We start from the raw sequence: 12514 nt of genomic DNA on the forward strand, positions 1-12514 counted from the left end.
GATCCTATCTTGCCGACAACCATAGCAGCACCATTGCGGCGGGGAAGAAGGGCGACAGTACAATCAGCCACGCCGCAAATCCACCGGCGCTAGACCATCCGCGCCAGGGTTTGCGTATCCGAGCGATCACTCCGGCGATGAGCGCGGGCACCGCTGTCAGCCAATAAGCTCCGGGGAGCCCCCAAAATGCGAACGGGAGCCAGCCATTGCTCTCGTTAAGAATGGCGGACAGCATCGACAGGACCGCAAGGCCCGTCAGAATGTAGGAGATCAAGTCCAGCCAGAAAGGCATCGGGGCTACCGCCATGTCGATGCCGGCGCGACGGGCCTGCGCGTTGCTCATTCGGCGGGTGCTGCCTGCGCTTGCTTCGCTTCCCAGCGCGCCTTGATAGTCTCGGATGTATCGCGGCTGCCGTCATGGCTCCAGCCCGGCGGCTTGACCATATACCCGATTCGGGACTTCATGTCGGGCGCGTGCCACACATCCTTGGCGATCCCGATCCATTCGTGGAAGGCCGCCCAGAGCAGGTTGAAACTGCCGAGATCCTTGACGATGCCGTAGCGCGGCTTCTCGTCGTCGCGCTCGGCCTCGAAGGTGCCGAGCCATTTGTCCCAGACGATGAACACACCGGCATAATTCTTGTCGAGATAGCGCGGGTTGGTGGCGTGGTGGACGCGGTGGTGCGACGGCGTGTTCATCACCGCCTCGAACCAGCGCGGCATCCGCCCGATAACCTCGGTGTGGATCCAGAACTGGTAGATCAGGTTCAGCCCCGCGACGAAGAAGATCATCGCCGGGTGGAAGCCGATCAGGAACAAGGGCAGCCGGAAGATGAAGCCCAATGAGATGAATCCGGTCCAGGTCTGCCGTAGCGCCGTCGACAGATTATAGTGCTGCGAGCTGTGGTGGATGACATGGCTCGCCCACACCCAGCGGATGCGGTGCCCGGCGCGGTGCGAGACATAATAAGCGAGATCGTCGAGCACGAAGGCGACCGCGAACCAGTACCACGCCCAGCCGATATCGAAGACGCGGAACTGATATACCCACATCGACAGCACGAACACGATACCGCCGGTCAGCAGCCCTGCCACCGTGCTGCCCAGCCCCAGAGCGAGTGAGGTCAGCGTGTCCCTGGGGCAATAGCGCGAGCGCTCCCGCATCCGCGCGACCAGCATCTCGGCCAGCACCAGCAGCACGAAAGCGGGGATCGCGAAATCTATCGGATTGGGCAGCTTCTCCATCGCCGCTTCTTACATCAGTGTAAGTGGGCAGGAACATGGCAGGCGATGCGTGTTGGACGAACGCGTTTTCACCCTACGCGCCGCCAGTTCGGCGCCTTGGTTGGCGCGTTCGGTCGCTGTCTGGCGATACCGCCGACCGCCCGTATCGCTCGACCACCGCGCTGCGCGATCTGCTTGCCACGGCGCCGCGAGCATGCGAGCCGGCATAGCCGAAGGAAAGCAATCGGCGCGATCCTCGTGGCTTGGCTAAAGCGCGCTGACTCCGCGCAGCAATACCGAACCGAAGCGGGATTCGCCGGTGGCGATGCGCAGGCCGTCCGCGCTCGCCGCCGCGTCGAGCGGCGCGCTCAGGCGTCGTCCCGCGATCCGCGCGCCGTGCAGCTTGAGCACCGCGACACTGCCGTCGCGGCCATGGACGATCGCCGCGCGCTTGTCGGTGCCGAGCACCGCGCGGGTCGCGTCGAAGCCGGAGAGGATCTCCTCGGCCGCCCGCATCGCCTCGGCTTCGCTCTCGATCCCGCCGCCGCCCAGCCGCAGCAGCTTCGCCGCCAGCGCCAGGAGCAGGATCGCCACCAACGACCCGCCGAGGATCGCGAGCTCCTTCACGCGCTAGCCGCCAGCTGATCGAGCAACGGCCGGATGCCGGAAAGGTCATATCCCGCTGCCGCACCCTTGGCGACCAGCGCCTCGGGGTCCGCGCCCTGGCTCGCCTCGGCCAGCGCCCACAAATTGCACGAGCGCGTGCCCGAGCGGCAATAGGCCAGCACCGGCTTGTCCGCCGCCGCCAGCGCCGCCGCCATCTCCGCGACCTGCCCGCGCGTCATCCCGCCCATCACCGTCGGGATCGCGACATAGCCGATGCCGGCCGCCTCAGCCGCCGCGCGCATCTCTGCGCCGGAAGGCTGATCGCTCTCCTCGCCCTCTGGCCGGTTGTTGATCACCATGCCGAAACCCTGTGCGGCGAGCGCCGCCATATCCTCGGGTGCCAGTTGCGGTGCGACTGAAATACGCTCGTCGACCTGCCGCACCATCATGATCCCACCTCCTCGGTTTCGACAACCGGGCCATCCTTGGCCCAGCCCGCGACGATCGCGTTCGCCTTGACGATATCGTCAAGCACCTGCCGCGTCGCATATTCCCGGCAGCCCATGTCGTAGCCGAGCGCATTGGCGCGCCCGTCGCGCCGCTGCCAATGCACCGTTCCATAATGCATGTCGGTGATCCGCTGCGCGCAGGGCATCTGCCGGCCCATCCGCGCCTCGGCGCGTCCGAGCAGGATGCGCACGCGGCGAAAGCCGCCGCTGCCCGCGGCGAAGCTCCGCGTCACCAGCCGTTTGGGGTTCATCGCTTCGGGCTCGGGCAACGTGTAGCGGCCATTGCCCCGGGCATCGATCGACCAGCGGGCGACGACGCGGCCCCAGCTGTTGATATCCATTTCGATGGCGTTCAGCTGCGCAGCCGGCGCCATCGCTGGCGGCTGGTCCTGCGCGGCGGCGAGCGCCAACAGGCTTGCGATCACGATCTTCATGCGGCCTCGCGGATCACTTGCAGGAAAGCGTCACCATAGGCTTCGAGCTTGCGGCTGCCTATGCCCGAGATGCGGCCGAGCGCCGCGATGCTGTCCGGCCTGTCGCTCGCCATGTCGCGCAAAACCGAATCGTGGAAGATCACATAAGGCGGCACCTGCGCCTCCAGCGCCAGCTCGCGCCGCCGCGCGCGCAGCGCCTCGAACAGCGGATCGCCGACCGGATTGGAAGCGGCACCCGCCTTGCCCTTGCGGCGGCGCTCGCGCTTGGGCGGCAGCACCAGCGACAGCCTCTCCTCACCCTTCAGGATCGGCTTTGCCGCGGGCCCGAACTCCAGCCCGCCATGCGTATTCGCCCTGAGCGCGTCGCGCAGCAGCAGCGCCCGCGCCACCGGCTTGATCAGCGCCGCCTCATCGCCTTCGACGATCCCAAACACTGAGAGCTTCTCATGCCCGTTCATCAGGCTCCGCTCGCTCGACTGGCCCAGCAAGATGCTCTCGATATAGCCGACGCCGAACATCATCCCCGTGCGGAACACCGCCGACAGGAATTTCTGCGCCACCACGCTGGCGTCCACCGCGCTTGGCGGGCTCAGGCAATTGTCGCAATTGCCGCAATTCTCCGGCGCATCCTCGCCGAAATGCTTGAGCAGGATCCGCCGCCGGCACCCCGCCGTCTCGACCAGCGCGCCGAGCGCGGTCAGCCGCGCCCGCTCGCCCGGCTGACGCGCCGGCTCGACCTCATTGATCCGCTGCCGCGCCTTGGCGAAATCCTCCGCCCCCCAGAAAAGCTGCGCCACCGCGGGATCGCCGTCGCGCCCGGCGCGCCCGGTTTCCTGATAATAGGCCTCGATCGATTTGGGCATGCCGGCATGCGCGACGAACCGCACATCGGGCTTGTCGATCCCCATTCCGAACGCGATCGTCGCGACGATCACCATATCTTCGGACGCGACGAACGCCGCCTGGTTGCGCCGCCGCACATCGGGTTCGAGTCCCGCATGATAGGGCAGGGTCCGCCGTCCCGTCGCCGCCAGCTTGGCCGCCAATTTGTCCACGCCCGCCCGGCTCTGGACATAAACGATCCCCGGCCCCGGCTGCTCGGCGATCAGCTCCTCGATCTGGCGCGTCGTATTGTCCCGGGGCGAGATCAGGTAACGGATATTAGGCCGGTCGAACCCGGCGACGATCATCCCTTCATGCGGAATGCCGAGCTGCTCGCAGATGTCGTCGCGGGTATGCGCGTCGGCGGTCGCGGTGAGCGCCAGGCGCGGCACTTCCGGAAAGCGATCGAACAAGGGGCGCAGCAACCGATAATCCGGGCGGAAATCATGCCCCCATTCGGAAACGCAATGCGCCTCGTCGATCGCGAACAGGCTGAGCTTCGCCTGCCCCAGCAGATTGCGGAAGCCCTCTCCCGAAGCCCGCTCGGGTGCGACATAGAGCAGGTCCAGCTCCCCCGCGCGGAACCGCGCGATCGTTTCGTCGCGATTGTCGTCGGCGCTGGTCAGCGTCGCGGCGCGGATGCCCACCGCCTCGGCTGCGCGCAGCTGGTCGTGCATCAGCGCGATCAGCGGGCTGACCACCACGCAGGTCCCCTCCAGCATCACCGAAGGCAGCTGATAGGTCAGCGACTTGCCCGCGCCGGTCGGCATCACCGCCAGCGTCCGCTCGCGGCTGAGCACCCGATCGACGACCTGGCGCTGCACCCCGCGAAAATCGGGAAAGCCGAAAATGGATTGCAGGGTATCGCGCGGATCGTTCACACCCGCCCGGTTAGGGGCCGCGGCCTCCAAAGCCAAGCGAGGGAATATGCCCGTGACCGACAATGTCACCGACAACAAGGCGCGCAGCCGCTACGAACTCGTCACGGACGGCCACACCGCCTTCGCGGCCTATGAGATCGCCGGCCAGGTCATCACCTTCACTCACACGATCGTCCCCGAAGCGCTGCAAGGGCAGGGCATCGCCAGCCGCCTGATCGCCGCCGCGCTTGCCGATGTCCGCGCGCGCGGGCTCAAGCTGATCCCCGAATGCGAGTTCGTCAGGGCCTATCTGGAAAAGCACCCGGACCAGAAGGATCTGCTGGCATGATCATCGGCCGCCGCGGTCTGATCGCCGGCGGCGCCGCCGCGCTGCTTCCGCTGCCGGCGGAGGCCGGGGAGAATTGGCGTGTGCTGGGCGAGGATGTCCGCGCCGAGATGCGCTGGGCCTGGAACCACTACCGCAAGCGTGCCTGGGGCAAGGATCAGATCACGCCGGTCTCGGGCGGCAGCGAGAGCTTCTCGATCAAGGGGCACCATCTCGGCCTCAGCCTGATCGAAGCGCTCGACACCTTGTGGCTGATGGAACTCGACAAGGAATTCCAGGATGGCGTCGACTGGATCAAGGCCCATCTCGATTTCGACGTGGACGGCGAAGTCTCGGTATTCGAGACGATCATTCGTCTCGTCGGGGGGCTGCTCTCGGCCTGGCATGCCTGTGGCGATCCGGTGCTGCTGGCCAAGGCGAAGGACCTGGCCGACCGTCTGATGCCCAGCTTCGAAGCGTCGCCGCTCGGCCTGCCGCACCGCTTCATCAATCTCAGAACGGGCGCGCTGCGCGGCTCCGAGACCAACCCCGCCGAGATCGGTAGCTGCATCACCGAATTCGGCACGCTCAGCAAGGCGACCGCCGATCCGCGCTATTTCGACGCCGCCAAGAAGGCGCTGGTCAGCATGTTCGAGCGCCGCTCGAAGATCGGGCTGCTGGCGGACAGGATCGACTGCATGACCGGCGAGTGGAAGAGCCGCCGCGCCACCATCGGGCCGCCGAGCGACAGCTATTACGAATATCTGTGGGACGGCTGGCAGCTGTTCGGCGATGTCGAATGCCTGGCGATGTACCGCGCCTGCACCGCCGCGATCCTTCAGTATCAGGAGGTCGAGATCGGCGACCATTTCTGGTTCGTCGATGTCGATTTCGAGACCGGCGGGAAGATCAGCGCCGAGCAGGACGAGCTCTCGTCCTTCTATGGCGGGCTCTTGGCGCAGGGCGGCAACCGCCGCGACGGTGAAGCCTATACCCGCGCCTGGGACAGCGTCGCCGACCGGTTCGGCATCCTCCCCGAAGGCTATGATCCCGAAACCGGCAAGACCAGCCATGTCACCAACGATCTCCGCCCCGAGCTCGCCGACGCCGCCTTCAATCACTGGCTGATCGATCGCCGCGAGGAGTGGCGCCACATGATCGCCAAGCACTACCGGGCGATGAAGCGCTGGAACCGGGCCGAATATGGCTATGCGGTGATGGCCGACGTCACCACCAAGAAGCAGGGGGACCATTGTCCCGGATATTGGTGGTCCGAGCAGATGAAATATTACTGGCTCGCCTTCGCCGATTGCCGCCGCTTCGATTACCGGAAGAACTATCTCTCGACCGAAGGAAACGTGCTGCTCGGCCTCAAACGCTAACAGCTTTTCGGCGAACCGAGCTTGCCTCGGACTCGCGCGATCCGCCAAGACGGCAGGCGATGACAGTACGCGTAGACATGGGGGCGGACGAGCGCGGCGATGCGGCCACGCTCGATCTGGAAGAGCTGCTCGCCACGCGCCTGCTGGTTCAGGGCAATTCGGGCTCGGGCAAGTCGCATCTGCTGCGCCGCCTGCTCGAGCGCTCGGCCGGTCATGTCCAGCAGGTCGTGATCGATCCCGAGGGGGATTTCGTCACGCTTTCCGATCGCTACGGCCATGTCGCGATCGAAGCCGCCGATCACAGCGAGCGCGACGTCGCGCGGTTCGCGTCCCGCATCCGCGAGCACCGCGCCTCGGTCGTCCTCAGCCTTGAGGGGCTCGAAGCCGAAGGCCAGATGAAATGCGCCGCAGCGTTTCTGAACGGCCTGTTCGATGCCCCGCGCGAGCATTGGTATCCGGCTCTGGTGGTGGTCGACGAAGCCCAGCTGTTCGCGCCTGCGGGCGGCGGCGAAGTCGCCGAAGACGTCCGCCGCGCCTCGCTCACCGCGATGACCAACCTCATGTGCCGCGGCCGCAAGCGCGGGCTCGCCGGGGTCATCGCCACCCAGCGCCTCGCCAAGCTCGCCAAGAACGTCGCCGCCGAAGCCTCGAACTTCCTGATGGGCCGCACCTTCCTCGATATCGACATGGCCCGCGCCGCCGATCTGCTCGGCATGGAGCGCCGCCAGGCCGAGCAGATCCGCGATCTCCAGCGCGGCCATTTCCTGGCGCTCGGCCCGGCGATCTCGCGCCGCCCGGTCTCGATCAAGATCGGCGATGTCGAAACCAGCGCGCGCAGCGGCAGCCCCAAGCTGACGCCGCTTCCCGAAGCCCCTACCGCCGACATGCGCGACCTGCTGCTCGCCCCGCCCGAGCCGAGCTGGACCCCGCCCGCGCCCGCCGCGCCCAAGCCTGTCGCCTCGGAAAGCCTGATCGAAGCCCTCGCCCGCTCGGTGCCGTCGCCCGAGCCCGAAACCCATGTCGATCCCGAAGAGGCCGCCGAGCGTATCGCCGAAGTCCTGCGCGCGATCGTCGAGGATGCCGATTCGGCGCTGCGTTCGCCCTCGGTCCTCTACCAGGATTTCCTCGTCCGCTGCCGGATGGCCGGGCTCGCCCGCGCGCCACTCGATCTCTCGGCCTTCACCCGCCGCCTGTCCGCCGCCCGCGCCGGCATCCATGGCGATCCCGATACCGAATGGAGCCAGGCGCTCGATGCCGCCAAGGCGCTGCCCGACGATATGCTCGGGCCCTTCCTGCTCGTCGCCCGTGCCGCGCGCGAGGGGCTGCCCTGTCCAAGCGATGCCGAGCTGGCCGCAACCTATGGCACCAGCTCGCTCGGCCGCGTTCGCCGCCTGATCCAATATATCGAAAGCCGCGAATTGTTCGTCACCCGCGTCGATCTCGCCGGCAAGCGCTCGATCACGATCCCCCGGCTGGGCTGGACGACACAGGCGTCGGAAGCGGCCTGATCTACCTTATCCTGTCACCCCGGACTTGTTCCGGGGACCAACGCGCGGCGGGCGAGAAGCAAGAGGTTCAAGCCACATCGCGCGCGGCACTTTGGACCCCGGAACAAGTCGGTGCGCATCCCTATGCGCCAAGTATCCACTGTTCCCCTGCGAAAGCAGGGGGCCAGAGTTACCGGCGATGCCGCTCGGCGCTCCTGGGCTCCGGCTTTCGCAGGAGAACGCGTTCACTCGCGCCTCCTCCTTGTCCGAGCAGGATAAGCACCGAACCAGTCCCGGGTGACAGCAAGAGCTAGTCCGCCACCCGCCGCAGCCACTTCTCCACCAGCTCGGGCTGGGTCACCGGCAGCATGTGCCCGCCCTCGACGATCTCGATCTTGGCGCCCGATATCGCCGCGGCGGTGTCCGTCCCGTGCAGTTCGGGATCGAGCAGCGTGTCACCATGCGCGTAGAGGATCGAGACCGGCAGCTTGAGCTCGCCATAGCACGGCGCCTGCGCGTCCATCGCGCCCTTGGCCATGCCCATCTCGTAGCAGCCCGACTGGAACCCGGCCGGCCGCATCGCCAGCATGCCGCCGCCCCTGAGCGCGAAATCCTCTGGCACCGGATCGGGGTGAAACACTTCTGTGGTCCGCGCCTTGCCGGTGCGCATCGCGATCGGGATCGCCAGCGTCCAGGATATCGGCAGCCGCAGCGGCGCCGGCAGCGCATAACCCTTGAATGCTTCGGGCGGCCGTTCGACCGGCTGGGTGAACGGCGCGATCAGCGCCAGCCCGCGCACCTTGTCCGGATGCGCCAGCGCGATGGCGAGGCTCACCGCCCCGCCCATCGAATGGCCGACCAGCAGCGGCCTCGTTAGCCCGAGCTTGCCGATCAGCGCTGCAATCGCCTCGGCCTGTGCGGCGATATCGAGCCGTCCGCCGGTCAGCCGCGAATGCCCCCAGCCCGGCCGGTCGATCACCACCACCCGGTGATCGCGCGCCAGTGCCGGGGCGAGCGCATAGGTGAACACCCGCCAGTTGCTGAGGATGCCATGGATCATCACGATCGCCGGCGCGTCGCGCGGGCCGATATCGAGATAATGGAAATCGACGCCGTCGACGGTCAACCGCTGCCCCTCCGCCGGGATCGCCTTGTCGATCTTGCCGCTGATATAGGCCGACCAGCCGACGAGAGCGGCGATGAGCACCACAAGTCCGAGCAGCACCCACAGCATATCGCGTCCCCCCAATCCAGCGGCTATCCGGCGGCCAGTTCGCCGTCTTCGCGCTCCTGCGCCTGCCGCGCCCACATCTCGGCATAAAGCCCGCGCTTGCGCAACAGTTGTGCGTGCGTGCCCTGCTCGGTGACCCGGCCCGCCTCCAGCACCACGATCCGGTCGGCATGGACCACCGTCGAGAGCCGGTGGGCGATGACGATCGTCGTGCGGCCCCGCTCGATCGCTTCCAGCGTCGCCTGGATATCGGCCTCGGTGCGGCTGTCGAGCGCGCTGGTCGCCTCGTCTAGGATCAGGATCGGAGGGTTCTTGACCAGCGTCCGCGCGATCGCGACGCGCTGCTTCTCGCCGCCCGAAAGCTTGAGCCCGCGCTCGCCTACCCTGGTGTCGAAACCTTCGGGCAGCGACTGGATGAACCCGGCGATCGCCGCGCCTCGCGCCGCATCGGCGACCTCTTCGGGAGAAGCGCCCTCGCGGCCATAAGCGATATTGTAGCCGACAGTATCGTTGAACAGCACCGTATCCTGCGGGACGATGCCGATCGCCGCGCGCAGGCTCGATTGCGTGACTTGCGAAATGTCCTGCCCGTCGATCGTCACCCGTCCGCCGGTCAGATCGTAGAAGCGGTAGAGAATCCGCGCCAGCGTCGATTTACCAGCGCCCGAAGGCCCGACCACCGCGACGGTCGCGCCGGCGGGGATATCGAGGTCGATGCCCTTCAATATCTCGCGCTCGGGGTCATAGGCGAAATGCACGCCCTCAAAGCGCACATGCCCGCTCGCCACCACCAGCGCCGGCGCCCCCGGCACATCCTTCACTTCGGCATCGGTATCGATCAGGTCGAACATCGATCCCATGTCGATCACACCCTGGCGAATCGTTCGATAGACCATGCCGAGCAGGTCGAGCGGGCGAAACAGTTGCGCGAGCAACGTCGAGACCAGCACCGTGTCGCCCGGCGTGAATTCGCCGCGCGCCCAGCCGAACACCACCAGCGCCATGCCGGCCGCCAGCATCGCGTTGGTGATCAGGCTCTGGCCGATATTGAGCCAGGCCAGCGAATTCTCGCTGACCGTCGCCGCCTTGGCATAAGCGGTGACCGCTTCCTCATAGCGCCTGGCTTCGCGCTGCTCGGCGTTGAAATATTTCACCGTCTCGAAATTGAGGAGCGAATCCACCGCATGCGCGACCGCGCCGGTGTCGAGGTCGTTCATCCGCTCGCGCAGCTTGGCGCGCCAGTCGGTCACCCAACGGGTGAAGGCGATATAGACCACGACCATCGCGAGCGTGCCCGCGACCAGCCAGCCCGAAAAGCGCGTCCAGAAGATACCGAGCACCAGGCACAGCTCGAGGATCGTCGGGGCGATGTTGAAGAGGATGAAATAGAGCATCGTGTCGATGCTCTTGGTCCCGCGCTCGACCACCTTGGTGACCGCGCCCGTGCGCCGTTCCAGATGGAAGCGCAGCGAGAGATTGTGGAGGTGGCGAAACACGTCCGCCGCCAGCCGCCGCGTCGCGTCCTGCCCGACCCGCTCGAACACCGCGTTGCGCAGATTGTCGAACACCGTCGATCCGAACCGCGCCGCCGCATAGCCCAGCACCAGCAGCACCACGAGCATCACTGCATCTTTCGGTCCCGTCGCCATCTTGTCGATGGCGCCCTGCAGCGCGAAGGGCGCGCCATAGACCTGCACAAGCTTGGACGCGACGACGAGCAGCATCGCGATGACGATGCGGGCGCGCAGCCCCGGCGCGTGCCTGGGCCAGAGATAGGGGAGGAAGCGCCGGATCGTCCCGAACAGCGGACGCTCGGGAGCGGAGGGCGAGGGTTCGGGAGACATCAACCCTGATCTGGGGCGTCCGGCGCGCGGATGCAACGGAACGGCGCGCGATCCTGCGAGTTGTTAACTTTTGAAAGGACGGCGTGATGGATCAGATCATCTATGTGCTCGCGATACTGGGTTGCGGTGACGACAGTTCCGTATGTCAGCAGGCGCGTGTCGAGCCGGTTCGCTACGCCTCCTATGCCGCCTGTCAGCAGGCGGTGCCCGCCGCCCTGGTCCGCAATACCGATGTCGATTATCCGGTGATCGCCGCCGCCTGCCAGCGCCAGAGCGCGCAGGTCGCCGATTCCAGACCACCGGTGCCGCTCGGCCGCTGAGTCCGGTTTCGCCGTTCGCCCAAATCCGCTAGCCTCCTTCTCGATAGCGAAGAGGGGGCTTTTTGATGAAGGCAGTGGGGGTGATCGCGGGGCTCGTCGCGATGTTCGTCATCGTGATCGCGGTGCAGATGCTCGGGCCGCTTCTCCATCCCGCTCCCGTCGGGCTCGATCCGCGCGACACCGCCGCGCTCAGCCAGTGGGTGGCCAGCGCGCCGGTTTCGGTGAAGCTGATTACCGTCGCGGCGTGGCTGCTGTCCTCCTTGGGCGGCGGCTGGGTCGCGATGCGCCTGTCCGGCTGGGCGGCTGCCGCCTGGATCGTCGCCGGTGCCGACCTGCTGATGGCGCTCGCCAATGTGCTGCGGTTCGAGCAGCCCTTGTGGATGGTGGTGGCCGCGGTCGTGGCGCCGCTTGTCGGCGGCTGGCTGGCTATTCGTCTGGGTTCGTCGCCTGCTCGCGCGGACGCGTCCATAGATGATTAGGGCGCGACAGCGGCGGGAATAGCCGGCGCCGCGCGGCCGCCTGCCACGCCGATTTGCCGATCCAGCCTAATTTCTCGAAGGCGCCGGTCGTCACCCGGTGATCCCAGGCATGGTCGCCGCGCGCGACCACCTTGCGGGCGATGTCGCCATAGATACCCGCCGCCGCCAGCACCGCCCAGGCCGATCGCAGCCCCAGCGCGCGCGTCCCGATCCGCGCGCTCTCGGCATGCTCCCCGGCGCGTTCGGCCAGCCGCCTGACCAGCATGCTCAGCCGGTGGCGGAACGGCGGCTTCATATGCTGTCCCGGCGGCACGTCGATCTCGGTCAGCCATTCGTCGGGCAGATAGCATCGCCCGGCGCGGTCATCCTCTTCGACATCGCGGGCGATATTGGCGAGCTGGAAGGCGATGCCGAGATCGCAGGCGCGGTCGAGCGTGTCCTCGTCGTCCGGGCTCACTCCCATCACCACCGCCATCATGCAGCCGACCGCGCCGGCGACATGGTAGCAATAGCGGTAGAGGTCGCTCTCGTGGCGCGGGCCCCAGCCATCGGCGTCGAGCGCGAACCCCTCGATCACGTCCCACACGAAACGGTGCGGCATGTTAGTCTCGGCGACGACGATGCGCAGCGCGTCGAAATCCGGATCGCCGACCCATTGATCGGCAAGCGCCGCCGCGGTCTTGGCGCGCATCTCCGCCAGCCGTGCCTGCGGATCGGCGACCTTGGTCATGCCATGGCCATGATCCTGTCCGTCGGCGAGGTCGTCGCAGGCCCGGCACCAGGCATAGAGCAGCCAGGCGCGCTGCCGGGTCTTGCGATCGAACAATCGGCTCGCCGCCGTGAAGCTCTTCGATCCGCGCGCGATCGCTTCACCGGCGGTGGCGACGATCGCCGCGCGTGAGGGAAGCGCCACTCCGCTCAACGCCCTCGG

14 protein-coding genes are annotated in these 12514 nt (G+C 66.9%); 5 read left to right on the forward strand and 9 right to left on the reverse strand.

Annotated features, from left to right (window positions below):
- Nucleotides 1-4: 4 nt before the first annotated feature.
- The 6 genes from KF730_RS12925 to recQ all read right to left on the reverse strand — a co-directional run bounded on the left by KF730_RS12925 (nt 5) and on the right by recQ (nt 4536).
- Nucleotides 5-343: a hypothetical protein gene (locus tag KF730_RS12925; protein WP_294097830.1), complete on the reverse strand. Its 339-nt coding sequence runs from the start codon at nt 341-343 to the stop codon at nt 5-7.
- Nucleotides 340-1245, reverse strand: coding sequence for a sterol desaturase family protein (locus KF730_RS12930; protein ID WP_294097832.1), 906 nt, complete (start codon nt 1243-1245; stop codon nt 340-342). The genes KF730_RS12925 and KF730_RS12930 overlap by 4 nt, the downstream gene beginning before the upstream one ends.
- A 246-nt stretch (nt 1246-1491) precedes the next feature.
- A complete protein-coding gene (locus KF730_RS12935; RefSeq protein ID WP_294097834.1) occupies nt 1492-1851 on the reverse strand; it encodes a hypothetical protein in 360 nt (119 codons plus the stop codon).
- Nucleotides 1848-2276, reverse strand: a complete 429-nt coding sequence (locus KF730_RS12940; protein ID WP_294099875.1) for a TIGR01244 family sulfur transferase — start codon at nt 2274-2276, stop codon at nt 1848-1850. The genes KF730_RS12935 and KF730_RS12940 overlap by 4 nt, the downstream gene beginning before the upstream one ends.
- Complete coding sequence (locus tag KF730_RS12945; protein WP_294097837.1) at nt 2276-2773, reverse strand: hypothetical protein; 498 nt, start codon at nt 2771-2773, stop codon at nt 2276-2278. The genes KF730_RS12940 and KF730_RS12945 overlap by 1 nt, the downstream gene beginning before the upstream one ends.
- Nucleotides 2770-4536 (reverse strand): DNA helicase RecQ, encoded by a 1767-nt coding sequence (gene recQ, locus KF730_RS12950; protein ID WP_294097839.1) that lies wholly within the window; start codon nt 4534-4536, stop codon nt 2770-2772. Before recQ ends, KF730_RS12945 begins: the two co-directional genes overlap by 4 nt.
- A gap of 52 nt (nt 4537-4588) precedes the next feature.
- On the opposite strand from recQ, the gene KF730_RS12955 reads away from it, so the two are divergent.
- From KF730_RS12955 to KF730_RS12965, 3 genes are read left to right on the forward strand one after another with little or no spacing between them, the layout of a single operon-like run.
- Nucleotides 4589-4864: a GNAT family N-acetyltransferase gene (locus KF730_RS12955; RefSeq protein WP_294097841.1), complete on the forward strand. Its 276-nt coding sequence runs from the start codon at nt 4589-4591 to the stop codon at nt 4862-4864.
- Nucleotides 4861-6222 carry a glycoside hydrolase family 47 protein gene (locus tag KF730_RS12960; protein WP_294097842.1) on the forward strand — a complete coding sequence of 454 codons (1362 nt, stop codon included), beginning with the start codon at nt 4861-4863 and terminating at the stop codon, nt 6220-6222. Before KF730_RS12955 ends, KF730_RS12960 begins: the two co-directional genes overlap by 4 nt.
- A gap of 59 nt (nt 6223-6281) precedes the next feature.
- Nucleotides 6282-7730 carry an ATP-binding protein gene (locus KF730_RS12965; protein ID WP_294097843.1) on the forward strand — a complete coding sequence of 483 codons (1449 nt, stop codon included), beginning with the start codon at nt 6282-6284 and terminating at the stop codon, nt 7728-7730.
- Nucleotides 7731-8019: 289 nt separating this feature from the next.
- Here the strand turns inward: KF730_RS12965 and KF730_RS12970 are convergent, their stop codons facing one another.
- Nucleotides 8020-8934, reverse strand: a complete 915-nt coding sequence (locus KF730_RS12970) for an alpha/beta hydrolase (protein ID WP_294097846.1) — start codon at nt 8932-8934, stop codon at nt 8020-8022.
- 32 nt (nt 8935-8966) lie between these two features.
- Complete coding sequence (locus KF730_RS12975) at nt 8967-10784, reverse strand: ABC transporter ATP-binding protein/permease (RefSeq protein ID WP_294097848.1); 1818 nt, start codon at nt 10782-10784, stop codon at nt 8967-8969.
- 86 nt (nt 10785-10870) lie between these two features.
- Between KF730_RS12975 and KF730_RS12980 the strand changes: the two genes are divergently transcribed.
- Complete coding sequence (locus KF730_RS12980) at nt 10871-11104, forward strand: hypothetical protein (RefSeq protein WP_294097851.1); 234 nt, start codon at nt 10871-10873, stop codon at nt 11102-11104.
- 65 nt (nt 11105-11169) lie between these two features.
- Nucleotides 11170-11583 (forward strand): hypothetical protein, encoded by a 414-nt coding sequence (locus KF730_RS12985; RefSeq protein ID WP_294097852.1) that lies wholly within the window; start codon nt 11170-11172, stop codon nt 11581-11583.
- Here KF730_RS12985 and KF730_RS12990 read toward each other — a convergent pair.
- Nucleotides 11531-12505: a phytoene/squalene synthase family protein gene (locus KF730_RS12990; protein ID WP_294097853.1), complete on the reverse strand. Its 975-nt coding sequence runs from the start codon at nt 12503-12505 to the stop codon at nt 11531-11533. The genes KF730_RS12985 and KF730_RS12990 overlap by 53 nt on opposite strands.
- Nucleotides 12506-12514 lie beyond the last annotated feature (9 nt).

It is taken from the genome of Sphingomonas sp. (genome assembly GCF_019635515.1).
In the GTDB taxonomy this organism is placed as follows: Bacteria; Pseudomonadota; Alphaproteobacteria; order Sphingomonadales; family Sphingomonadaceae; genus Sphingomonas.